23 protein-coding genes are annotated in these 23823 nt (G+C 66.3%); 12 read left to right on the top strand and 11 right to left on the bottom strand.

What is annotated here, in order from left to right:
* The first annotated feature begins 64 nt into the window (after positions 1-64).
* Positions 65-622 carry a DoxX family protein gene (locus tag V5A53_RS01735; protein WP_332311835.1) on the top strand — a complete coding sequence of 186 codons (558 nt, stop codon included), beginning with the start codon at positions 65-67 and terminating at the stop codon, positions 620-622.
* 24 nt (positions 623-646) lie between these two features.
* On the opposite strand, the gene V5A53_RS01730 is transcribed toward V5A53_RS01735, so the two are convergent.
* Positions 647-1546, bottom strand: a complete 900-nt coding sequence (locus V5A53_RS01730) for an ArsR/SmtB family transcription factor (RefSeq protein WP_332311834.1) — start codon at positions 1544-1546, stop codon at positions 647-649.
* Between the two features lie 112 nt (positions 1547-1658).
* On the opposite strand from V5A53_RS01730, the gene V5A53_RS01725 reads away from it, so the two are divergent.
* From V5A53_RS01725 to V5A53_RS01705, 5 genes are all read left to right on the top strand, one after another.
* The gene (locus V5A53_RS01725; protein WP_332311833.1) at positions 1659-2918 is read left to right on the top strand and encodes an MFS transporter; all 1260 of its coding nucleotides are present in this window, start codon (positions 1659-1661) and stop codon (positions 2916-2918) included.
* 209 nt (positions 2919-3127) lie between these two features.
* The gene (locus V5A53_RS01720; protein ID WP_332311832.1) at positions 3128-3592 is read left to right on the top strand and encodes a 30S ribosomal protein S15; all 465 of its coding nucleotides are present in this window, start codon (positions 3128-3130) and stop codon (positions 3590-3592) included.
* Positions 3593-3598: 6 nt separating this feature from the next.
* The gene (locus tag V5A53_RS01715; RefSeq protein WP_332311831.1) at positions 3599-4672 is read left to right on the top strand and encodes a hypothetical protein; all 1074 of its coding nucleotides are present in this window, start codon (positions 3599-3601) and stop codon (positions 4670-4672) included.
* A complete protein-coding gene (locus V5A53_RS01710) occupies positions 4669-4899 on the top strand; it encodes a KEOPS complex subunit Pcc1 (protein ID WP_332311830.1) in 231 nt (76 codons plus the stop codon). Before V5A53_RS01715 ends, V5A53_RS01710 begins: the two co-directional genes overlap by 4 nt.
* Entirely contained in the window at positions 4896-5525 is a 630-nt protein-coding gene (locus V5A53_RS01705) for a 30S ribosomal protein S3ae (protein WP_332311829.1), read from the top strand. The genes V5A53_RS01710 and V5A53_RS01705 overlap by 4 nt, the downstream gene beginning before the upstream one ends.
* A gap of 48 nt (positions 5526-5573) precedes the next feature.
* Here V5A53_RS01705 and V5A53_RS01700 read toward each other — a convergent pair whose 3' ends face one another.
* A complete protein-coding gene (locus V5A53_RS01700; RefSeq protein ID WP_332311828.1) occupies positions 5574-5999 on the bottom strand; it encodes a cupredoxin domain-containing protein in 426 nt (141 codons plus the stop codon).
* A 94-nt stretch (positions 6000-6093) separates the two neighbouring features.
* Positions 6094-7365: an RNA-guided endonuclease InsQ/TnpB family protein gene (locus V5A53_RS01695; protein WP_332311827.1), complete on the bottom strand. Its 1272-nt coding sequence runs from the start codon at positions 7363-7365 to the stop codon at positions 6094-6096.
* Between the two features lie 194 nt (positions 7366-7559).
* On the opposite strand from V5A53_RS01695, the gene V5A53_RS01690 reads away from it, so the two are divergent.
* Positions 7560-8243: a protein sorting system archaetidylserine synthase gene (locus tag V5A53_RS01690; RefSeq protein WP_332311826.1), complete on the top strand. Its 684-nt coding sequence runs from the start codon at positions 7560-7562 to the stop codon at positions 8241-8243.
* Here the strand turns inward: V5A53_RS01690 and V5A53_RS01685 are convergent.
* Together V5A53_RS01685 and V5A53_RS01680 are read right to left on the bottom strand one after the other, a co-directional pair.
* Positions 8240-8848 (bottom strand): hypothetical protein, encoded by a 609-nt coding sequence (locus V5A53_RS01685; protein WP_332311825.1) that lies wholly within the window; start codon positions 8846-8848, stop codon positions 8240-8242. The two genes, V5A53_RS01690 and V5A53_RS01685, sit on opposite strands and share 4 nt — an antisense overlap.
* Positions 8841-9941 carry a DUF3179 domain-containing protein gene (locus V5A53_RS01680; protein WP_332311824.1) on the bottom strand — a complete coding sequence of 367 codons (1101 nt, stop codon included), beginning with the start codon at positions 9939-9941 and terminating at the stop codon, positions 8841-8843. Before V5A53_RS01680 ends, V5A53_RS01685 begins: the two co-directional genes overlap by 8 nt.
* Positions 9942-10185: 244 nt before the next feature.
* Between V5A53_RS01680 and V5A53_RS01675 the strand changes: the two genes are divergently transcribed.
* Together V5A53_RS01675 and V5A53_RS01670 are read left to right on the top strand one after the other, a co-directional pair.
* Positions 10186-11472, top strand: a complete 1287-nt coding sequence (locus tag V5A53_RS01675; RefSeq protein WP_332311823.1) for a HEAT repeat domain-containing protein — start codon at positions 10186-10188, stop codon at positions 11470-11472.
* A gap of 39 nt (positions 11473-11511) precedes the next feature.
* Complete coding sequence (locus tag V5A53_RS01670; RefSeq protein ID WP_332311822.1) at positions 11512-13185, top strand: phospholipase D-like domain-containing protein; 1674 nt, start codon at positions 11512-11514, stop codon at positions 13183-13185.
* On the opposite strand, the gene V5A53_RS01665 is transcribed toward V5A53_RS01670, so the two are convergent.
* Complete coding sequence (locus V5A53_RS01665; protein ID WP_332311821.1) at positions 13186-15093, bottom strand: DHH family phosphoesterase; 1908 nt, start codon at positions 15091-15093, stop codon at positions 13186-13188.
* Between the two features lie 159 nt (positions 15094-15252).
* Here V5A53_RS01665 and V5A53_RS01660 point away from each other — a divergent pair, with 159 nt between their 5' ends.
* Positions 15253-15756, top strand: coding sequence for a Mov34/MPN/PAD-1 family protein (locus V5A53_RS01660; protein ID WP_332311820.1), 504 nt, complete (start codon positions 15253-15255; stop codon positions 15754-15756).
* Entirely contained in the window at positions 15753-16181 is a 429-nt protein-coding gene (locus tag V5A53_RS01655) for an adenylyltransferase/cytidyltransferase family protein (RefSeq protein ID WP_332311819.1), read from the top strand. Before V5A53_RS01660 ends, V5A53_RS01655 begins: the two co-directional genes overlap by 4 nt.
* On the opposite strand, the gene V5A53_RS01650 is transcribed toward V5A53_RS01655, so the two are convergent.
* Positions 16182-17273, bottom strand: coding sequence for a glycosyltransferase (locus V5A53_RS01650; protein WP_332311818.1), 1092 nt, complete (start codon positions 17271-17273; stop codon positions 16182-16184).
* 24 nt (positions 17274-17297) lie between these two features.
* Positions 17298-18401 carry a glycosyltransferase family 4 protein gene (locus V5A53_RS01645; protein WP_332311817.1) on the bottom strand — a complete coding sequence of 368 codons (1104 nt, stop codon included), beginning with the start codon at positions 18399-18401 and terminating at the stop codon, positions 17298-17300.
* Positions 18402-18511: 110 nt separating this feature from the next.
* Between V5A53_RS01645 and V5A53_RS01640 the strand changes: the two genes are divergently transcribed.
* Entirely contained in the window at positions 18512-19303 is a 792-nt protein-coding gene (locus V5A53_RS01640; protein WP_332311816.1) for an N-acyl homoserine lactonase family protein, read from the top strand.
* On the opposite strand, the gene V5A53_RS01635 is transcribed toward V5A53_RS01640, so the two are convergent.
* The 3 genes from V5A53_RS01635 to V5A53_RS01625 form a co-directional block, all read right to left on the bottom strand.
* A complete protein-coding gene (locus V5A53_RS01635) occupies positions 19300-19857 on the bottom strand; it encodes a DUF7504 family protein (RefSeq protein ID WP_332311815.1) in 558 nt (185 codons plus the stop codon). The genes V5A53_RS01640 and V5A53_RS01635 overlap by 4 nt on opposite strands.
* An 82-nt stretch (positions 19858-19939) precedes the next feature.
* A complete protein-coding gene (locus V5A53_RS01630; RefSeq protein WP_332311814.1) occupies positions 19940-22393 on the bottom strand; it encodes an efflux RND transporter permease subunit in 2454 nt (817 codons plus the stop codon).
* Positions 22394-23823, bottom strand: a 1430-nt coding sequence (locus V5A53_RS01625) for a COG1361 S-layer family protein (RefSeq protein ID WP_332311813.1), incomplete at its 5' end; no start/stop codon positions are given.

Below are 23823 nucleotides of genomic sequence, written 5' to 3'. Positions count from 1 at the left end.
GGGACGCCGAGTCGGCTTATAAGCTCTCTCCGAACCGATATGTACCTGTAAAGGACTGATCAAAGTGTCAACTACAACCCGAAACCGGCTCGAAAGCCGCTACGGTGGGCTCACCCTCACCGGCGACCCCCACGCCCTCAGCGCGTGGTTCGTCGTCGCGTTGCGGCTGGTAATCGGCGGTATGATCCTCTTCGCGGGCCTCGGCAAGGTCAGCGAGTGGCCCTTCGACGCGAGCGGCTACCTCGTCCACGGGGTCGACGCCGCGAGTCCGGTTAGCGGGCTCTACGCCGCGATGGCCGCCAGCCCGGCGGTCATGGAGACTATCAACGTCCTCATCCCGGTGACACAGGTGCTCATCGGTGTGGCGCTCATCGCCGGCGCGTTCGTCCGACTGGCCGCCCTCGGTGGCGCCCTGCAGATGACGGCGTTCTACCTCGGCGGCTGGGAAGGCGAATGGCTGGCGTTGTTCGACTCGACGCTGGTCTACATGATCGTCTTCCTCGCCATCGGGGCCTTCGCCGCGGGCCGCATCCTCGGCGTCGACCGCTACCTCGAACAGCTCGAAGTCGGCGGCATGCCGCTCATCGAACGGTACCCCCGGCTCGGATACGTCCTCGGCTAGGCAAGCCGCTTTTTTCACGTCGCCCTATTCGACCGTCGCCGAGGTGACCTGCAGGGCCTCGTCGACGGTGGCGACGAGCGTCTCGCCGTCTGCAGTTACCTCCACGCGCGCCTGCCACGGGTCGGTCTCTTCGACGGCCACCGCCTCGTCGCTGACACAGAACTCGAAGGCCCAGAACGGCGTCTCCGACGGCGGCCGGCCGTGGTCCCAGAGGAACTGTCGGACGCGCTCGTCGCCCAGCAGAAACAGCCCGAGCGGCGGGTACAGTCGGTTGCCGCACCGCTGGCAGTCGTAGATGGCGACGCGGCCGTTCGGGAAGTCGCTCTCGTCGGCCTCGCCCGCAGCCGTTCGGACCTCCATCACCCCGAAACAGCCCGGACAGACCCCGTTTCGGGCCAGCTCCATCTGGGTGCGAACGTATCGGTCGAAGGCCGATAGCACCTCGTCGAGCGACCGAGGTCCGATCGCGCCCGGTGGAAGTGGATACCGAATGTGTCGGGACCCGCAGGCGGCACAGCGGATGCTGAACCACTCTTCGCGATAGGCGGCTTGGAGGTCGGCCGCGCCGCACTCCGGACAGTCGCCCGATATCGGCGTCGGCCCGAACTCGGCCCGCTCGTTGTACGTGCCGGCGAGAATCGAGGTGGCGATCTCCCACCCGGCATAGCGGAGTTCGTAGCCCTCGTCGGTCTGCCGGACGAAGTGGCCCGTCAGTTCATCGAGGTGGTAGCTGAACTGCGCGCTGACCTCGATGCCCGCGCGCTCGCGAAGCCTCGCGAAGGAGGCCGGATACTCGCCGTCGCGGCTTTCGGCCAGCAGCGCCCGGAGGATGGCGACGCGGTGCTCGTGGCCGACCAAGGCGAAGGCCTCCGCCGGCGAGAGGTCCGACGGCCCTTCGCGTCGGTCGGCCTCGTCGGAGTCCATACCCCTATCTCACCACCCAGGGAAAAACAGCTTCCGACCCCACAGCCGAGTTACTAAAGCTCGCGTTAGCGAGCGTATTTGAGGCTGAAACCTGAAATCCGGATCGAGTTCGATGGTTCGACGCCCTCGCCCCGCCGTCCTCAAATACTACCTGTATCAGGCCGCCGATTCGGTCGGCTTCATCTGGCCCATCTTCACGCTGTTCCTCCTGTGGAACGACCTGAGTTACACGCAGATCGGCACGCTGAGTGCCATTTCTGCGGTTCTCGTGGTGCTCTTCGAGATGCCGACGGGCTATATCGCCGACCGCCTCGGCCGCCGGAACGCGCTGTCGCTCGGCATGGTCGCGATGGCGCTGTCGACGGCCGGTTTCGTCGTCGCCGAGACGTTCCCGGAATTCGTCGGCCTCTACGTCCTCTGGGCGCTTTCGATGGCCCTCCAGCACGGCACCGCCGACGCGTGGCTTTATTCGACGCTGAAAGAGCGGACCGATGCCGAGGCGTTCACCCGAATCCGGGGGCATGGCGGTGCCGTCCACCAGCTGGTCTCCGTCGTCACGATGATTTCGGGAGGCTTCCTCTACGTCGCCCATCCGACGTACCCGTTCGCGGCGTCGGCGATTCTCAACGGCATCGGGGCGTTCGTCGTGCTTACGATGCCGCAGAACGCCGACGTCGAAGACCCCGAAACCACCGTCGGGGTTCGTGAGGCGGCGTCCATCATCCGCACGCAGCTCGCCAGACCATCGCTTCGCGCGTTCCTCCCGTACGTCGCGTTGTTCTTCGGCATCGTCTCGGTGGCCGACACCTACATCCAGCCGATCACGGTCGGCGTGCTGGAATCCCTGGTCGTGCCGTCGGCGCTCGCGCCTGCGACGGTCGGGGTCGCTATCCCCGAAAAGGCGACGCTCGGATTCATGTACGCCGGGTTCGCGCTGGTTGCCGCCGTCGCCAGTTACCACGCCGAGACGATTCGCGCGCGACTCGGTCTCCGCCGGGCGCTCCTTTTGCTCCCGGTGCTGACGGCCGTCCTGTTCCTCGCTCCGCTCGTCGTCTCCCTCCTCGCTATCCCCGTCTTCTTCGTCATGAAAGGCGCTGGCGACCTCTCGAAGCCGCTGGTCAACCAGTATCTCAACGACCGCACCGACGACGCCGGGCGCGCGACCGTTTTGAGCGTCGCGTCGATGGCCTACGCCTTCGTTCGCGCGCCGTTGAAACCGCTGGCCGGACTCGTCGCTGATTTGACGACGCCGATTACGACCGTCGGCGCGCTCGGTGCCGGCTTCCTCGTCGTCGCGGCGGCGGTGTTTCTGGTGGCCACGCCAATCGAAGCCGACAGCGTCGGGCGGTCTGCCGGCGAGGGTGCCGACTAAGGTCTCGCCCGGGAGTAGAAACCGTTTTGTGCGCGAAGCCACGACGCTCACACGGGAACCGCACGACCGCAAATCCGACTCGCCGGCCGATTGGCCGGCTTGGGATTGCGGTAGTGCTGGCGTAACGCCACGCTGGCGGCCATCCGCCGACCAGTTCCGCAACCGCGCCAATCGACTACAGCGGTCCGTGCAGTTCCAATTTACAAACAATGGCACGAATGCATTCCCGCCGTCGTGGGTCGTCCGGTTCGGACCGACCTGCGGCCGACGAACCGCCGGAGTGGAGTGACGTAGACGAAGACGCAATCGAAGAGCGCGTCGTCGAGCTGGCCGATGAGGGGTACGACCCCAGCCAGATCGGCCTCAAGCTGCGCGACGAGGGCGTTCAGGGGACCCCCGTGCCGGACGTCAAGCTGGCGACCGGCAAGAAGGTCACCGAGATCCTCGAGGAGAACGACGTTACCCCCGACTTCCCGGAAGACCTCCGGAACCTCATGGAGCGGGCCGTCCGCCTCCGCGACCACATGGAAGAACACCCCGGCGACGCCCAGAACAAGCGGGCGCTCCAGAACACGGAGTCGAAGATTCGCCGGCTGGTCGACTACTACCGCGGCGACAAGCTCGACGCCGAGTTCACCTACGAATACGACGAAGCCAAAGAGCTACTGGAGTAAGTCACGATGTCCGCCGCCGGCCGCTCGGAGGACGAACGCGCCCCTGACCGCGTAGCCGCCGGTCTGCGCGATGCCGACTTCGTTCGGCTCGTCGCGACCGCCGACGGCGACGCCTTGGCCGCGACGGGCCTGCTTGCCCGCGCGCTCGATGCCACCGAGGTGCCCTATCAGGCCAGCCTCGCGGCCGTCCCCGACGCCCCGGCGACCGACGCTGACTACACCGTTGCCGTCGGCCACGCCGGCGGCTATGCGGACGTCCCACTCCGCGAGGAGCCGATCGCCCTCGCGGCCGCCGATATCGCCGCTGACCTCGCAAACGAGGCGGTCGACCCGACGCTCGCACTTGCCGGCGCGGTCTGTGCCGGCACCGAACCGTCGGGAACCTACCTCGAGCGAGCAGACCTCGACCGACGCCCCGGAGTCGCCGTCCCGACCGAGGACCGCATCGACGGCCTCGCCGGGTCGACGCTGGTCCACGCCGACTTCTCGGGCGACCAGGAAGCGGCCGAAGAAGCGGTTTCGGCGGTCGACGCCGGCCGCGAACTCGCTTCCTACGTCGCGCTGTCGGCCGTCGAGGACGCACCACCGCGTGCCTCCGAGGTGGTCGAACGCGCGCTGTATCGCTACGAGACCGACCGGTTCGAGACGCTCGGCGGCTACGCCGACGTACTCGATGCGGTCGCCCGGGAACAGCCCGGGACGGGACTCGCCCTCGCGCTTGGCCACGACGTCGACGAGACGGCGCTGGAGGCCTGGCGCGCACACGGCCAGCGGGCCCACGACGCGGTCCGCGAGGCCGACACGAGCCGATACAACGGCGTCTACGCGGCCCGGGTCGATTCCGACGTGCCGCTGGGAACCGTCGCTCGCCTCCTGCTCGCCTACCGCGCTCCCGAACCGGTCGCACTCGTCGCGACCGAGGGCGGCGCGGCAGTCGCTGGGGACGGCGATATCGAGCAGGCGGCCCGCGAGGCGGCAGCCACCCTCGACGGACGGACGACCGCCCGCGGCAACCACGGACGGGCGACGTTCGACGGGACGGCAACCGACTACATCGCGGCCTTCCGGGAGGCGCTATGACCGCACGCCACGACGTGACGATTCGGACGGAACACGACGACGCCGAGGTCGTGGCAGCGGCGCTGACTCCCGACAACACCGCGGAGATGTCGACCCGCGTCGAGGGGTCGTCCATCGTGACGACCATCGAGCGCGATTCGACCGGCGGCCTCCGGACGACGGCGGACGATTACGTGACGAACCTCACCGTAGCACAGACGATAACCGACACGACAACACAATCATGAGCGAACGTTCAGTATCCAAGCGGAAACAGGAGAAGCGATGGTACACCATTATGGCCCCCGAGATATTCGACCGGGCCGAACTCGGTGAAACACCCGCAGAGGAACCCGACCAGGTCTACGACCGGACTATCGAGACCACGCTCGGCGACCTTCAGGGCGACCCCAGCGAGAGCAACACGAAGCTGACCTTCCAGGTCACGGACGTCGGCAGCGACGCCGCCTACACGGAGTTCATCCAGCACGAACTCACCCGTGACTACCTCCGCAGCCTCACCCGCCGCGGCACCTCGAAGGTCGACGCCTTCGTGACCGTTCTCACGACCGACGACTACCGACTGCAGGTCCAGCCCGTCGCCTACACGACGAAGTCGGCGGACCGCAGTCAGGAACACGAGATCCGACGCATCATGGTCGATCTCGTCGAGGAAGCTGCCGAGGAACACACCTTCGAGGGACTCCTCGACAGCATCGTCGAAGGTCGTCTCTCGTCGGCTATCTACAACGACGCGAAGAAGATCTACCCGCTTCGCCGCGTCGAGGTCCAGAAGACGCGCCTCGAGGCCCGACCCGAAGAGGTCGCCGCCGAGGAAGAGGCCAGCGTCGACGTCGAAGACGACGAGGAATAACGCGACCGATATTCTCGTTTTTAATCCGCCCGATCAGCCGTGCGGCCGCTATTCGCGGACGACGATGGTGCCGGTCATCCCGCCGCTTTCGTGTGGGATACAGAAGTAGTGGTGTTCGCCGGCCGTCTCGAAGGTGTGGGTGAATATCTGGCCCGGCGGTAGGTTGCCAGCCCCGGAGTTCTTCCACGCATCGCGGGCAGCCTGTGTCGATTCGAAGTCACCGGTGCCGAAGAAGTCGGCGCCCTCGGGCAGGGCCGACTCGTAGGCGGTGACGGTGTGGCCCCGAGAGCCGTTGTTCCCCCAGACGACCGTCTCGCCGACCGAGACCTCGTATTCGTCGGGGAGGAACGCGTTTGCTGACATGCCGATGTCGTAATCCCCATCGGAGAGGCCGCCGGCGAAGGCGTCGAGACAGCCGGCAGTTCCGACAGCGAGGGCGGCGCCTGCGGTCCGGAGATACGCCCGTCGGTCCATACTCCGAACTCTGGACCGGACGGCCAAAGGCGACTCGGTTCCGGCGTCAACGGCCTCGGGGCTTGGCCCCGAGGCTTGTCAGTGGACTCCCGTTCTAACCGAGTAACTCGGTAGGCCTGAATTGGCCATTCACGTTCAGCGTCCCTGACTTGAGGGCCAGTTGACTGGTGGCCCATCCACCGCGAGACTTCTGCCCGCGATGGATATACCCGCAGTATCGGTTGGCGATGTTCTTCGCCGCGTTGTAATCCGCATTCACCTCATACCCACAGTCCTGACACGCGAACTGTTCGTCGTCACGGTTGTCCTCGTGGGTAAAGCCACAGTGACTACACCGTTGACTCGTATAAACAGGATTTACGAAGTCCACGAACAACGCCGTGGACTCAACCTTGTACTCCACGAGTTCCACGAACTTCGCGTACGCCCACTGCTGGAACTTACTGCCGTTCGCGATATTCTCGCGGATGTGGTCGAGGTCCTCGAAAATGATGCCATCTACATCCGTGTCGTGGGCTTCCGCAATGAGGTCATTCGCGCGATTGTGGAGCCAGTCCAGCGACCAGTCCGAGAAGCGACTGCCGATAGACTGAATCGTGAGGTGAGCCGAGCGAGTGCCCGTCTGTTGCAGCCGGGCGCGGCGTTGCTCGTACTGGTTGCGCTTGTGGGTGAGGTACTCCGCGCTCCCGATGAACTCTCCTGTGGAGGTGACGGCGAACGCGCCAGTCACGTTCAAGTCCACACCGAGAACCACTCCGTTCTCGGTGGCGTCATCGCGTGACTCGCTTTCTTGGCGTTCCGTTCCGTCAACCGTGTAGTCGGGGTTCTTCAGCGTAACGTGCAGGTAGAACGTGTCGCCCTGCTCGTCGTATTGGAGCGTGGCACTCGACGCATTCCAGTTATCGTTCTCATAGTACCGTCCGAACGGCGTGTCCCCACGCTCGTCTTCGGATGGGAGGACGTATTCGGCGGTGATTCTGCCATTCGGTGTGGACAGCGTGGCGTGGTCATCGTTGAACGACGCACTCCGCTTGTCGTAGACCACGCTCCACGAGTCGAACTCGGGCTGACTGGTTTTTTCACCCTGTTTCAGTTTCTCGACGCCGCTTTGGACGGCTTCGATAGCGCGGCGGATACCCTTCTGGACGAGGTTGGCGGTGAGACTGGTTTCCTCGCGCAACTCGCTGTACAGGGCATCTTCGGCTTTCGACTTGCTGGTGATGCAGTAGTCGCCGTAGCGCCACGCCCACTCGCTCGTACGATTGGCGCAGTGGAGGAATTGCTTCTTGGTTTGATGGAGGTCGCCACGACGCTCCTCAGGTATGTCAAGTTTGATGGGCACGGTGCGTCGTGGCGCGTCGCCCATCTGTGATTCACATTTACTGTTTATGCCTAATAAAAATTTATCCGTATAGTGGAGAGTCGGCCTTGCCATCGAGCGTGGTTGCCGAATGGAGTGTCGGCTTCCTCCCCGACCTCAAGGGTCGGAGGCATCCGCCTCGTGCCGCCTGTGAAGCGAACGTACTAAGGTCGGCGTCTTCGACCGCCCGACATAGAGACATGCAGCCGCGCTTTCTGGGACAGTTGGGGCTGGCCGACGCCATCACGGTCGCCAACGCGGCGCTGGGTTTCGTCGCGGCCGCGGTTGCTCCTGCCGACCCCGCATTAAGTGCGCGGCTCATCCTGCTGGCCGCGATCACCGATGGCCTCGATGGGGTCGTCGCACGCGCCCGCGGCGGTACCGCCGTGGGCGATTACCTCGACTCGCTGGCCGACGTGGCCTCCTTCGGGGTCGCCCCTGCCGTCTTCGTCTACGCGGTAGCGACCGACGGTGGCTTTCCAGCCCTCGAAACGCCGCTCGGCGCCGCGTCGGTCGCCATCCCCGCGATCTTCGTTTCGATGGCCGTCATCCGCCTCGGCTTTTATATGCTACAGGACCGCGAGGACCCGACGACGGAGGGCGTCCAGACGACGCTGGCGGCGACCATCCTCGCGGTCCTCTATCTCGCGGGCGTTACGGCCCCCGCTATCCTTCTCGGGACGACGGCCCTGTTCTGCTATCTGATGGTCGCCGCCATCACGTACCCGGAACTCTACGCCCGTGATGCGATCATCCTCGGCGGGTTGCAGGCGCTCACAGTAGTCTTCCCGACCGTCGTCAACCGTGTCTTTCCCCGGTCGCTGTTGCTCTTCGCCGTCGCGTATCTCGTTCTCGCACCGTTTATATACTGGCGGGGGACCTAGTAGCTCGGTTCCCGTACCGCATGCGGGTCAACTTGCCGACCGACGAGTATCAGACTCCCGACCAGCAGGGCCGCCGCGACGGGAAGCATGAACTGGAAGGCCGTCAGAAGCACGCTCGACGCCTGTATCCCCAGTACGAACAGGATAACGGGACCACAGCAGGCGGCTCCCGACACGAGTGCCGGCACGCTCGCGAAGATACCGGTCGAAGACTGCCCGATGCCACAGGCCTTCGGCTGGGTCCAGGCCAGGTACGTCAGCGAGAGGTTCAAGCCGACCAGCACGGCGAGCGCGATGCCGAGTACGGTGTTGAACGAAAGCAGGTAGGTCACCGGCCCGAAGGCGACCACGGCGATCGGCGTGAAGGTAAAGGGCCCGAGTTCGGGCCGAAGGAACTTCGCGAGCGGGTCGGAGACCACCGTGATGCCGAAGCCACCCAATCCGGGCGCGAGATGGCCGATCGCCCAGAGGTACGCCACGAGGTAGGCGACGGTCACGACCCCGAAGACCGACAGGCTGTCACGTCGGCGGAGGGTGAGCGCGGTCGCCTCGCGCGTCCGGGAGACGGCAACCCGGAACCGGTCGGCGTATCTTTCGTTACTCATAGACGTTCGTTTCGGGGTAGTAGCCCGCCCAGGCGAACCACATGGCATCGAACGTGTGGATGCGTTCCAGCGGGAGGTCGTCGGGGTCGTAGCGCGTGCCGTCCTCGCCCACTGCGGTACCGTCCTGCAGTTCGAAGGACCCTTCCTCGACGTTCCGGTAGACGTAGGCCGTATCGAGTCCGGTGTCGTAGACCGCCAGCACCGGCGTCCCCCCGATTTCGCCGGCCATGAGGCCGTTCTCTCGGAGGGCATCCTTCAGGAACGCGGCGGCACCGTTCGGGGTTCGGGCCCCCATGACGACGGTCTTCCGGTCGAAGGTGTCGTCGTCGCTGAGCGCGGGAAACAGCAGGCTGTCGTTTTTATAGTAGCCCGTTCTGGGGTTGTATCCGCCGTAGGGGTCCCCGCTGTAGTTCCTGGCGTGCCCAGTATCGGTCGATAACACCTCCGTCTCCGGGCGGTGGGTCTGCCAGCGCTCCCAGGTCGTCCAGACGAGTCGGAACTCCCGGAGCGACTCGATGTCCGGGGTCTCGTTCCACGGTCCCGGGATCGAGGTGGCGAGTATCTGGGGCCACCACGTCTCGGTCGCCCGGTCGTACATGACGAGGTTGTTGTTGATGAGCCGGCCCGAGACCCCGAAGGTCGTCCCTCCGCGCTCGAAGCCCTGGACCGTGCCGGTGAGCGGACAGTAGGTGACGCTGACCGGCGTTCCCGCGAGTTCGTCGTTGACGATTTCGTGGTGGACGAGGATCTTCTGCGGGTACGCCTTGGCCACGTCGTCACGAACGACCCCGAAGACCGGGTCACCCGGATCGATGAAGTCGGCGTCGCCGGCGTCGACGAACCTCGGTTGGTCGATCGAGGGGATACCGTCCTTCGATGGCCCGCCGGAGCGGGCCTCGTCTCGGAGTGCCTCGGGCGACATCGGCAGTGGGAGCCGTTCGTCGGCCGTCGGTACCGTTCCGGGGACGGGCGTGTCGGTATCCCCGCCGGCCGAGGGTCCGCCGGGGGACTCTTGCAGGCTGCTACACCCAGCGAGCGCCCCCAGACCGCCGCCGGCGACGGCGAGGAACCGTCGACGAGACGTGGAATTCATACGGGGACTGAAGGGAGGAGTACGAATAACGGTTGAGCGGCCTGGTGCCGCACGTGCCCATCCCCGTTAGACTCTCACACACCTCGAAAGCGGACGGAGAACGGAGGGCCACAGAACGGATCGCCTGCGGCGATTCGCGGGGATGTTCGCCGGCGCGCGTAGCGCGCTGGACGAGACGTTCGGCCGTGGAGGAGTTCGAACGTGAAGGGAAACGCTCTTGCCCCGTTCTTCCGGATAGGCGTGTATGAGCAACGGGGACGACGAGAACGCCGAGGACGCCGACGCATCCGAGGAGACGGCCCTCGACGCCGACACCCTCGAATCCCGCCTCGATGACGTCGAAAGCGCCATCGAGGCGGCCGAAACGGAGGCCGACCTCGACGACGCCGAGGCGGACCTCGATTCGGTCGAGGCCGACGTCGAGGCCGCGGACCTCCCGGAACCGGACGACGAAGACGAGGAATCCCGCGAGGAGCAGTTGACCTCGCGCATCGAGGAACTTCGCGACGCGCTCGAAGAGGAGCGGGGCCCCTACGCCGAGGACGTCCAGGAGACCCTCGACGAGGCGGCGACGAAGCTCCGCGAGACGCGCTGGACGGAGGCCGGCGGGCCCGACGCGAAGGCGGCCGCCGAGACGTTCCTCGATGCGGCCGGCGAGGAACTCGATGCCGACTTCGCGGCGGCGAGCGACGAACTGGACGACCTCGCGGCGGCGCTGGAAGGCGTCGGCGAGACCATCGTCGACGGCGGGTCGGCCGTCGAAGGCGGCCTCGACCCCGACGAGGACGACGAAACCATCGCGGCGCTGCTCGAAGCCGCCGACGAACTGGAGACGGGCCTCGACGACGCCGAGGAGTGGAGCGACCTGACGGTCGTCGAACAGCTCCGCGTCGAGGGGTTCTACGACCGGATGAACGCCGAAAACCGGAAGGACTTCCCCCCGGAACTGACGGTCGTCCGCCTCGCGGAGGCCGAAAACGACCCCGAGCGCATCGTACAGGCGCTCGAGAAGTTCGAATCCGACTTCATGGAGGAGAACTGCATCGACGCGCTCCGCCGACTCGGGGCCGAGGAGGCCTTCGACATCATGCACGAGCGCGCCCAGAAGCGCAGCCGGCCCGAGATCGAGGTCCTCGGGAAGATCGGCGACGAACGCGCCGTCGAGACGCTCGTGGAGTTCGCCAACAGCGACAACCCGCCGCTCCAGAAGGTGACGCTCCGTGCGCTCGGCGAGATCGGCAGCGAGGAGGCGACGCAGGCCGTCGCGAACGCCCTCGACGACGACGAATCGGTCATCCGCTCGCAGGCCGCTCGCGCGCTCGGTCTCATCGGTGACACGCGCGCCATCGCACCGCTCTCGGACGTGCTGGACGATGACGACGAAGAAACCGAGGTTCGGGCCTCGGCCGCGTGGGCGCTGGTGCAGATCGGCACCGAGCGCGCCCTCGAAGCCGCCGCCGAGTACGACGACGACCGCGCCTACACGGTGCAGGTCGAAGCCGAGAAGGCCCGCGACGCGACCGCCGTCTAGACCGACCTTTTTTGTACCAGGCCGGGACCAACCCGGCGCGTGTTCGCCCGCCGAACCGTCCTCGCGTTCGCACTCCTGCTTTTGGCCTGCAGCAGCATCGGCGTCGGCGCCGGTATCGCTGCTGCCGAGAGCGACCCAGTCAACGCCACCGATAGCAGGCAGGAGGCCCCGAACGCGACGCTGGTGTCGGCCTATCCATCCCCCGTCGCCAGCGGCGACCCCGGCGAGTTCGTTGCCGTCCGCTTTTCGGAGCCGACGAACACCACCGGCTGGACGCTGACGGACGGCAAAACGGCGGCACGACTGCCGAATCGGACCGTCGATGGAACGGTCGCGTTCGCGATGGCACCGTCGGCGGCCGCCACCCATACCGACCACCCAACTGCTTCCCTCGACGGCCGACTGTTGTTGGCCGACGGCGGCGACCGACTCGAACTCCGGGCCGGAAACCGAACGGTCGACAGCGCCCGCTACCGGACCGCGCCGGATGCGCGAATCCGTGACTTCGAAGCGGCTCGCTGGCGGCCCGTCGGCGCGACGGGGTTCGAAGCGGTCGAAACCGATGGCGGAACCGCGACGGCGTTCGTCCTCCCCGATGGCGACGACGTGACCGCCGAGACGCTCGCGAGCGCGGAGGAGCGCCTGCTCCTCGCTGGCTACACGTTCACCTCGGAACGGGCGACGGATGCGATTATCGACGCCCACGAGAACGGTGTCGAGGTGCGCGTCCTGCTGGACGGGTCGCCGGTGGGAGGAATGACCACTCGGCAGCGACGCCAACTCGACCGCCTCGTCGACGCGGGTGTGTCGGTACGGCTCCTCTCCGGTTCGCATACCCGCTACGACCATCACCACGCCAAATACGCCGTCGTCGACGACCGAGCGCTCGTCCTCTCGGAGAACTTCAAACCCGGCGGGACGGGCGGGATGTCGAGCCGCGGATGGGGCGTCGTCCTCGACGACGGTGAGACGGCAGCCGCGCTGGCGGACGTCCACACGACCGACTGGCGCTGGCGGGCGGCGACGCCGTGGACGGAGTACCGTGCCGGTCGGGATTTCGAGGCCGCCGACCCGGCACTCGGCGAGTTCGAAACTCGCCACAGCCCAGAGGAGTTGCGGGTCGAATCGACGACGGTGCTCGTGGCGCCGGACAACGCCGCCGACGGGATGGTCGAACGGATCGACGACGCCGACGACCGCGTGCTCGTCCAGCAGATGCGCATCGACGGCCGCGACGAGCGACTCCTGCGGGCCGTGCTTCGGGCTGCCGACCGCGGCGTCACCGTCCGAATCCACCTCTCGGGGGCGTGGTACGTCGAAGACGACAACGCCGCCCTCGCGGCGTGGCTCGACCGCCGTGCGGAGGCAGAGGACTGGGACCTCCAGGCCCGCGTCGACGAGGCCGACGGCTACGAGAAGGTCCACAACAAGGGCCTCGTCGTCGACGACACGGTCCTGGTCGGGAGCCTCAACTGGGGTCCAACCGCGCGAACGGAAAACCGCGAGGTCGTCCTCGCGCTGGAGGGCGGGGCGGTCGCTACCTACTACGCCGACGTCTTCCGAGACGATTGGTCGAAAACGGGGACGACGGACCGGCCGCTGCCGGCCGGCCTACTCGGTGCGGTGGCCGTCGCCGGTGCTGGCGGGCTGTTGATCGCACGGAAGATCACGTTCGTCGGTCGCGACGGCGTCGTGACCGACTGGGAGTGGTGATTACTCGTCGTCGCGGAGGAGCGTACTGCGGAGCGCCTCGTCGAGTTCGGCGTCCTCCATCTTCTCGACGAGGGCGTCGATGACGGGTTCGCGCATGCCCTTGACGAACTTGATGGAGCCGACGACGAGGTGGCCGCCGCCGGAGACGCCGGCGCCCTGAATCTCCTCCTGGAGTTCGGTCACCATGTTCGGGATGTCGAGTCGGACGCCGTCCGACCGGAGCACGGCGAAGTCCGGCCCGTAGCCGATGGTGATGACCGGCTCTTCGGTCTCTTTGACCTTCCGGTCGTGGAGTTCGCCGGTCGTCTTGCCGGGTGCGGGGTAGGTGAAGCGTCGAGCGTGGTTCTCGACGTCGAGTCGGTAGAGGTTGGCGCCGTTGTCGAGCCGTTCGTGTTCGACGTGGGGTTCGGAGTCGTCGATCTGGGATTCGACGCGCTCGGCGGCGCGTGTCGAGAGGAACTCGACCAGTTCGCGGTGGCGCTCCTCGTCGTCGCAATCGAGGTTGAGCACGTCGTTGATGAGGTTCTCGCCGGATTGGTAGCGGAGCCAATGAGCCGCGTAGTCGAGGGCTTCGCCGATGTCCTGCAGGTCCTCTTCGTCGTAGCCGGCTTCCGCGGCGAGTTCGAGGTAGTCATCCATCGCGTCGGCCTTCGAGCGGTCCGAGAGGCCGGCGACGGCGGGGACGTGTTCGAGGGATTGGGTGATGGAGGGGTCGATCATCCGCGCGAGTTCGACGCACATCATGCCGGTCGTGATGCGGTAGTCCTCGTCGTGGAGGTAGGGGTTGACGTGCTCCTCGACGAGCGGGCCGACCGCGTCGGGGTCGGGATGGTGGTGGTCGACGACGAGGATGGGGATGTCGTACTGGGCCATCGCGCGGTAGGCGGGCGTGTCCTCCTCGGTCGAGCCGTTGTCGACCATGAACAGCAGCGGGAGGCGCTGGCCGTGTCGCTCCTGGTCTTCGAGGGCGAAATTGAGGTCACGGGTGACGTCCTCGATCTCGTAGTAGGGCGCCTTCGAGGGCAGGCGCTTGAAGAGGTGGCGCGGGGCGTCGGGGTCCTCGTGGGTCTCGTCGATGAAGTTCTCGAGGGCCAACTGGACGGGCAGGGAGGCGCACATCCCGTCACCGTCGGCGTGGTGGCGGAGGCGAATCGGGCGGGAATCCAGCACCGACCGGCGGAGTTCGCGGGCGACCTCCGCGAGGTCGTCGCGCAGTTTCTCGAAGGCGGGCCACTCGATGAGCGGTTCGACCTCGGCGGGTTCGGCGCGGGATTCGAGGTCCTGCTCGATGGCTTCCCGGGCCTCTTCGGCGGCCTCGCCGCGGAGGCGAACGAGTTTGTCGACCTCCAGCTGGAGGGCGTTCTCGTGGGTCTCGACGGTGCCGGTCACGCGAACCGTGTCGTCCAGTTCGATATCGGGGTAGGCGCGAACGCCGGCCTCCTCGAAAGCGGCGCAGGGAACGGCGCCAGCGCCGTCCTGAATCGAGAAGATGGTCGGGCCGGCGGTCTGTTTGATCTGGACGACGGTGCCCTCCAGATGGACGGTGTCGCTGATGCGGTCACCGAGGTCGGGGACGCGAACGTCCTCGCCGTGTTCGACGGCGACGGTTTCGACGTCGTCGGGATCGGCGTCGACCTCTTCGAAGCCGAGGTCGCCGTTCTCCCTGATCTCGACCAGTTCTACGACGAGGTCGTCGCCGACGTCGTAGTCGCCCTGCAGGTTCGATTCGTGAACGAGCCCGGAGACGTGCTCGGAGAGGTCGACGAAGACGCCGTACTCGACGACCCCGTTGACGGTCGCCACGTACTGCGTACCTTCCTCGATATCGTCGAGGGTGCAGTCGGGGGAAAGGTCGTGGACGACCCCCTCAGGGGGTCGGTTGCCGGCGTCGGCGGCGGAACGAGTCATTACTAAATTTTCGGCCCTGACTGGGTTTAAGAGTGTTGTTGTGGACCTCGGCCGTTCGCGGTGGCCGGCCCCGGGGTCGAAACACCGGTTCGTCGGAGCGGCCATCGCGTCGGGCGTCGGTCCGGAAGCCTTAGTTGGCGCGATGCCGGAGACGTACGTATGGGTCTGCTCGGGTCGTTGACGCCGAACCTGTTCCGGTCGAGCAAGGTCATCGGCATCGCCGATGATGCCTTGCAGTTCGCCCTCGAAGCCTCGGAGGACGCCCACCCCAACGAGTATATGGGCCAACTGCGCGGCACCGACGCGCGAAAACTCGGCCTCGACCGCGACGGGACGGTCATCACCGACGTACTACTGGCGCCGGGAACCAAGACCAATCCCGTGAGCGCGGAGTTCAACCCGAGCTACATGCCGAACGACGTCAAGAGCGTGGGGTCGGTCCACTCCCACCCCAACGGCGTGTTGCGCCCGAGCGACGCCGACCTCGCGACCTTCTCGCGGGGGCAGGTCCACATCATCGTCGGCGCCCCCTACGGCCGCGACGACTGGAAGGCCTTCGACAGCGAGGGCCAACCCCGCGACCTCGACGTCCTCAGCGTCGAGTTGCCGGACGACCAGTTCTTCGATTTCACGCAGGCGGACATCGACCGGGAGCTACGATGAGACGCGTCGTCGCGCAGGGAACCTTCGACCTCCTCCATCCGGGCCATCTCCACTACCTCGAGGACGCGAAATCGATGGGCGAGGAACTCCACGTCATCGTCGCCCGCAGCGCGAACGTCACCCACAAGGAGAAGCCGATCCTCGACGACCGCCAGCGCCGCGATATGGTGGCCGCGCTGGATCCCGTCGACGAGGCTCACCTCGGCCACACCGAGGACTTCTTCGTCCCCATCCGGAACATCGACCCCGACGTCATCGTGCTCGGTCACGACCAGCACCACGACGAGGCGACGCTTTCGGCGATGCTCGAGGAGGAAGACATCGACTGCGAGGTCGCCCGCGCCTCGGCCAGAAACCCCGAGTACGACGGGGAACTGCTTTCGACCGGTCGTATCATCGACCGGATCTGCGAGCGTCGGTGCTGATCAACTGACCTCGTCGTAGACCTCGGCGAGGCGGTCGATGGAGTGTTCGACCGACAGCCCGTCTCGCTGCTGGAGACACGTCTCGGAGAGCGCCCCCACTTCTGATAGCGTGCGCTCGATAGCCGACCGGAACCCGTCGGTGTCGCCGACCGGGAAGTGATAGCCGGTCGCGCCGTCGTCGACGGTCTCGGAGAGCGCACCGCTATCGACGGCGACGACCGGCGTGCCGCAGGCGATTGCCTCCAGCGCGACCAACCCCTGCGTCTCGACGGGGCTGGGGAAGGCGAAGGCATCGAGCATCGAGTAGAACGTCGACAACTCCTCGCGGTCGAGGAAGCCGAGGAAGTAGACGTTATCGCGGTCGGCGGCCTGGGCTTCGAGGTCCTCCCGGGCCGGCCCGTCGCCACCGATAGCGACGGTTATATCGAGGCCGTCGGTCGCCGCCAGCAGGTCGTCGAGTCGCTTCTCGTAGCCGTGGCGGCCGGTGTAGCCGACGACCGGTCCGGACGGCAGGTCGTGCCGGTCGCGGAAGGCCGCGATCGCGTCGTCGTCCGCCGGCCGGAACCGCTCGATATCGACGCCGTTCGAGATGACGTATGTCGGCGTCGACCCGGTTTCGACGGTTCGTGCGGCCGTCTTCGAGGGAACGACGACGGCGTCCGCCTCGCCGAAATACCACCCCTCGTAGCGGTCGGCGACCCGCCGGATGACCCCGGCGAAAGCGTCGCTGATGTAGTCGGCGTATTCGTGGGCGGGCGTGTGATACGAGACGACGAGCGGGACGTCGTGTTTTCCGGCGAGCCGTCTGCCCGCCAGGCCGAGCATGAACGGGGTGTGGGCGTGGACGACGTCCGGAGCGGGTAACTCGTCCGGAATCGATGGAACGCCGAACCGGAACCCCTCGTAGAACGGAAAGGGAACACTCGGGACGGAGAATTCGCCGTCGGCAGGGGCGTAGTCCTCGTCGGTGGGATAGACGATGGGCATCCGGCCGCCTCGCGCCCGCCAGCGGTCCCGCCACGTGTTGACGGTGTAGGTCACGCCGTTGACCGTCGGCAGGTACGTATCCGTGAATACCGCGACGGTCCTCATTGACGGGGATTAGCCGACCGGGTTTTAATCCGTTATGACTTCCGTATCGCCGGTGCCGGTCGTGGAGCCACCGCGTGCCACCTGCCGGGCCGTCTCGTAGGCGTCGGTTAACTCCTCGGCGACCCGGTCGAAACTGTGTTCTCGGGCTGTTTCACGGGCGTTCTCGCCGAGTCGCTCGCGCAGTTCGGCGTCGTTGCTCAGGCGGTCGATCGCCTCGCGGAACTCCGCGAGTCCGTCGCATTTCAGACAGTCGACGCCGTCGGTATAGAACTGCTCGAAGATCGGGAGGTCGCGGATGACGACCGGTTTGCCACAGGCCATCGCCTCCAGGGCGGCGATGCCCTGCGTTTCGGACTTCGTCGCGAACAGGTAGATGTCCCCGGCGCCGAAGGCCCCACGGATGTCCGGCACCCAGCCGGTGAACGTCGCGTTCTCGGGCGGGTTCCGGACCCACTTCCGGACGGTCGAAGAGGCCAACGGTCCCGTGTCGTAGGGACCGAACCACGCGAACTCGTAGTCGGTGGTTTCCGCAAGCCGACAGAAGGTGGTCAGGCCCTTTCGCTCGAAGACGTTACCGACCGAGAAGACGATGGTTCCGTCGAGGTCGTAGCGCTCGCGGTACTCCTCGCGGAACGATTCGAACCCCTCCAGCGATTCGATATCGACCCCGTTCGTGATAGGTCGGACCGGGGCGTCGATGGGGTAGGAGTCGAGGACGGATTTGGTGTGTTCGCTCGGACACAACACGAGGTCGGCCTGCGAGTAGAACCACTTCAGGTACTTGCCGAAGGCGGGGGCGACGGTCGTTGATCCCCGGAAGCTTTCGGCGAAGTCCTGATGGGTGGTGTGGGCGTGTAGAACCAGCGGGATGTCGTTTCGCTTGGCGTGTCGGGCGACCGCGACGGTACCCGGTCCCACGAGGTTGCAGTGGGCGAGGTCGTATGACTCGAACAGCGGGTCGCCGACCGCCCGCTTGGTCGCCGCCGTCCCGAGACTGCCGCCGTTCCACGGCGAGGTGACCACCTGCATGTCGGTGTCGGCAAGCGCCTTCCGCTGGTGTCGGGCCGCGGTACCGATGCCGCTTCGCTGCAGTTCCGACTCCAGTTCGAGGTAGTTGAGAACGCGCACTCGTCAGTCCCTCCGAGACACTCGGACTTAGTTATCGGTGATTGCCCCCCGCCGTACGGTCGAGGATGACGTGGGATAAAGGAAAGAGGTTGGCACCCGTATCCATCCGCATGGACCTCCACGTCCTTGATAGAGGCCGCATCTACGCCGACCTGAACTACGCGCTCGACGGCGAGGTGGCGGCGACCGACAGCGACCGCAACCCCGACCTCGAATACGAGGCCTTCGCGGTCTGGAACCTGCTCATCGATCACCCCGAAGGGACCGTCCTCTGGGATACGGGATCGCATCCGGAAGCGGCCGACGGCTACTGGCCCGACCCGCTGTACGAAGCGTTCGCCCACCGAGACGCGGGCGACCACGACCTCGAAACCGCGCTCGACGAGGTCGGCTACGCGCTCGACGACATCGACTGCGTCGTCCAGTCGCACCTGCATCTCGACCACGCCGGCGGCCTCTACCACTTCGACGGGACCGACGTGCCGGTCTACGTCCATCGGCGTGAACTGGAACACGCTTACCTGTCGGCGAAATCACCGGCCGGCGGAATCGCCTACCTCGCGTCGGACTTCGACCACGACCTCGCGTGGCAGGTCATCGACCAGGGGCGATACCAACTGTTCGACCGCATCGAACTGCTGCACGTCCCCGGCCACACGCCGGGGTCGCTCGGCGCGCTCATCCGTCGTGAGGACCACGAGAACGTCATCATCGCCGGTGACCTGGCCTTCCTCGAACCGAACTACGAGGACGGCCGGTCGATGGGCGCCAGCCTCCTGACCGATTCGCAGGCGTGTGAGGAGAGTCTACGGTTCCTGCAGGACCTCGAACGCCGCCACGATGCGCGGGTCATCTACGGCCACGACCCCGACCAGTTCGAGCAGATCCGGAACGGCATCTAGCGGGCCTGCCAGCCATCGGGCGCGTCGGGCGCGCCGACGCGGACGTGGCCGCCATCGTCGTCGAACTCGATACGGCCGTCGAACACCTGCGCGAGGGTGCGGACGGTCTGTTCGTCGTGGGCTTCGGGCGTCAGGACGAACAGGCCGAGGCCGTCGTTCTGGCGGAGGTGTGCCGTGAGAACGCTCAGGAAACGGAAGACGGCAGCCACTTCGGTGTAGTAGAGCAGCGTCGAGACGGAATCGAGGCCGATGGCGGGCGAATCGGCCCGCTTCATGAACTCCGAGAGGGGCATCGAGATACCCGTCAGGTCCGCCGGCGATCCCACGTCGGCCGCGTCGGCGGCTTCGCCGGGTGCACAGTCGATGACCGTCGTCACCGTCGACCGGACCTCGGAAGGCAGCCCTGCGGCACTCCGGGTCGCCGTCACGAACAGGGTCTCACCGACGCGCTGGTCGCCCGCCCGGCTCAGGAAGAACGGCGTACCGGCAAGCGGCGGCGCCTCGAGCACGTAACTCCCGGTCGCGTCGGCCAGCCAGTCGTCTATCGATGCCACGATACCCCCGCCTCCGAGGCCGGCCCCGAAAGCCGTTACGCTGGGTGCGGAGGGAGGACGGACGGCCCACGGACAGGCCGGTTCAGCCGACCAGTCGCGCCCACACGGCCAGCACCGACGGCAGGACGAAGATCGAGGCCAGGTACGAATAGAGGATGCTCAACGCGGTGAGGAAGCCGAACTGTCCGATCGCGGGGAACAGCGACAGCATGAGGACGCCGATACCGAAGGTGGTGGTGAGCATACTCCCCGCCAGCGCACCGCCGGTGCCCTCGACGGTCCGGTCGAGCGCGTCGTAGACGCCACGACCACGCTCCTCGTACTCGTCGGCAAAGCGGTGGGTGACGTGGACCGAGTAGTCGATTCCGAGGCCGATGGTGATCGCGAGGATGGTCGCCGTGAAGGCGTTAAACGAGATGCCGAGCGCACGCATCGAGGCGGCGATGAGCGTCACGGTGATGGCCACCGGAACGACGTTGGCGACGCCGAGACTCGCCCGCCCGAGCAACAGCCAGTAGATGAACACGAGAAAGACGGCGGTCCCGGTCAGTGCAACCGCGAGACTGACTATCGCCGACTCGAGGATGAGACTCGAGATCGCCTGAAAGACGACGATGTTGCCGGTCGCGGTGGCGGTATAGCGCTGTCTGTCGGCGGCCGTCCGGGCGTCAGCGGTTATCTCCTCTTGGCTGGCGTCGGATTCGACCGCGTAGACGACCCTCGTCGCGCGTCTGTCCTCGGTGAGATACTGACGGGTCTGCTCGGCGGCCGGCGAGTCGAGCAGGTAATCGTAGATCTCCCCGAGGTTCCGGTCCGGAACGCCGTTGTCGTCGATGTCGTTACGCTCGACCATCCGGCGGAACTCCGGGTCGCGTTCGGCGTGGTCCTGAATGACGGTCACGAGGCTGGTCTCGTCGGCCCGGCCGCCCTCGCGAACGAAGCTATCGGGTGGGTCGTCGCCGGCCCGATGGATAGCCTCCAGGGCGTGTGGCGCCTCCATCGGCCCTTCGACGTAGACGGTGACGGTATCGTCCTGTCCGGATTCGAAGTTGTCCTGCAGGAAGTTGATGTTCCGCGTGACGGAGTAATCGCCCGGTTGGAGCGGTTCCGGAGCGTAGCCGTAGTAGTCGGGGGTTTCCTCGGGCGGGAGGAAGTCCTCGTCTTCGAAGGTGGTGTCGACCCCCGTCGCGTAGGCGGCGGCGAAGCCGCTGGTGAGAAGCAACGCGCCCACGAAGATGGCGGGGGCGATTCGGGCGATGGTGACGCCGACCGCGTGAACGCTCGATAGTCGCGACCCGCTCGACCCCAACGGCCTCGTCGAGAAGGTCGGAATCGGATAGGAGTCGCGAGCGTGGTCGAGTTTCACCTTCGCGGCGGGGAGGAAGATACCGAAGATGAGGAACGTGAAGAGGATACCGACCGCGGCGACGACGCCGAACTCGCGGATCGGGGCGAGGTCGCTGGTCAGGTTGGCGGCGAAGCCGATGACGGTCGTCCCCGTGACGATGAAGAAGGCGACGAGTACCTGATCGGCCGCCCGGCCCATCCCGTCGTCGATGCCGTAGCCCTCCTCGCGTTCCTCCCGATACCGGTTGACCGCGTGGATACCGAAGTCGATACCCACTGCCAGCAACATCGGCGGGACCGCGATCAACACCTGACTGAACGGGATGCCGGCCAGTCCCATGAAGCCGAACGTCCAGACCAGCGCGATGAGGAGCGCGACCACGCCCAAAAGCAGGTCCGCGAGGTCCCGATAGGCGACGAGGAGGAAGAACGTGATCAGGAGGAGTGCAGCGGGCACGACGATGCGGAGCGTGTCCGTGATGACCGCCGAGAACTCGGCGGCGGTGATGCCCGCGCCGAACACCCGGATGTCACCGCCCGCGTTCTCGGTCACGAACTGGGCCCGCACCTGTAACGGCGTCAGCGGACTCGTCCCGCCCTGCCCCGAACTGGTTTCGAGGCCGGCCGGGAGTTCGTGAGTCACGACACCGACCGTCGCCGAGGCGCTGGCGGAGCCACGGTTGAAATCGTTCGAGACCAGTCCGGAGAACCGGGGGTTCCGCTCGTCGGCCTGCCGGACGGCCTCGCGAATCTCCGTGTCGGTCGCCGACTCGATGGCCCGTTGCTGTTCTTCCGGCGTCGTCGCCTCGGGGTCGAGTTGCTGGGCGACGATGCTCGCGGCGCTGGAGGTACTCGAGACGCGCAACTCGGAGTGGTCCTCCAGTTCCTCCTGGACGGTCAACATCCGGAGGAGCTCGGTGCGGGCCAGCACGTTCTCGCCGCTCTGTATCAGTTGCGTACTCCCCGTATCGGCCGCAAAGGATGGCGTGAACTGACGGTTCACCTCCTGGAAGGCCTCCTCGGCGGGGACGTTCTCGGCGAACTGCTCGGTGCCGGCGGCGGTTTCGACGTTGCCCAGACCGACCGCGAAGGCGGCCGTCAAAAGCAGGAAGACGACGATAACCGTCCCCGGCCGCTCGGTGATGAGGGTGTCGACCCGGTCGATGAGGAACTGATAGTCGACGTCCATCTATCGACGCCGGTAGCGGAACGCGATAGAGGCAAGCGGTGCGAGGCCGAGTGCGACCAGTCCGGCGGGAATCACGGGGCCGATCGACCCGAAGAGGCCGCCGCTTTTCTCCTCGACGCCGACCGGGACGCGGTAACTGTCGGTCAACCGGGTCTCGCCGTCCTCGTCGACGTACTGGAAGTCGACCGATATCGGGTAGTCCTTCTGCATCGCGCTCCCGGCGGCACTGACGCGGAAGGCGAGTTCGGCGGTCTCGCCGGGTTCGAGTTCGTCGACGAACGCCTCGTCGTCGCTCACCGACAGCGGCGACGAGGCGAACACCTTCGCCGACACGTCGGTGACCGTCTCGTCCTCGTTGTTGGTCACCGCCAACACGATGCGGTCGGACCCGCCAGCCGTCACCGTCGCGTTGACGGGTTCGACCGTGAAGACGTCACGCCGCGGTTCGACGGTCTGCCGGAAGCGAACGTCGTCTGCCCGCTGGGTATCGCCGTCGAGGTTCTCGTATTCCGTACTGATCGTGAACTGCCGCGGGCCGGCGCGGGCGGCACTGGAGATCTCGACGTCGAAGGCAACGTCGACGCGCTCACCAGCGTCAAGATCGCCGACGGCGACCTCGGGTTCGAGAACTCGCACGTTCTGACCGGGCGGCGACAGCGTCACGACGACGTTGCGGGCCTCGTTCGGTCCCTCGTTGACGACGGTGCCGCGGACCGTGCCGTCCTGTGCGACCCGGAGGGTGGAGTCGACGTTCTCGAAGGCGAACGTCTGGTCGGCCTCGGGTTCGACGCCGACGACGTGTCGCTCGCCCGTGCGGTCGCCGCCGCGCTCGTCGTAGTTCAACGCGAGGTCGGCGGCGTAGTCGCGCGAACGGGCGTCTTCCGAGAAGGCGCCTTCGACCCGGACGGTTCGCCGGTCGCCCGGTTCGACGGTGCCGAGATACGCCGTCGTGCGGTCGCTGCCCCCGAATCGGAGGCCGGAACTGCGGGACTGGAACTCGACGGTGGTGTCGTCGACGGTGCGGTCGCCGGTATGCTCGAAGGTGACCGCGACCCACCCGTCACTGCCGGATTCGGCGGTCGATTCGACGCCGGTGATTTCGAAGTTATCCTCCTCGTCGACGACGACGCGGACGTTCTTGGTCCGACTGCGAACCTCGTTCCGCTGGGAGTGACTCGCCCGCTCGGAGACGAAGGGGCTGTATTTGTAACCGACATCGATGGGGATCCTGTAGGTTCCGGGGTCGGCATCCTCGTCGACGGTGATCTCGAAGCGGGCCGGAATCGCCTCGCCGTCGGGGACGTTCCCGACGGCTTGTGTGTTGGTGTGGACGGTGATGGGGCCGCTGTCTCGGGGTGTCAGCGTCAGGCCGCGAGCGGTCGTGACGCGCTGTTCGGCCTGGGCGTTGCCCACGTCGCTGCCGGAGTCGA

The sequence above is a fragment of the Natronomonas sp. genome (assembly GCF_036625485.1).
In the GTDB taxonomy this organism is placed as follows: Archaea; Halobacteriota; Halobacteria; order Halobacteriales; family Haloarculaceae; genus Natronomonas.
Note: the sequence above shows the minus strand (reverse complement) of the source record. Positions and strands in the feature narration are given on the sequence as shown.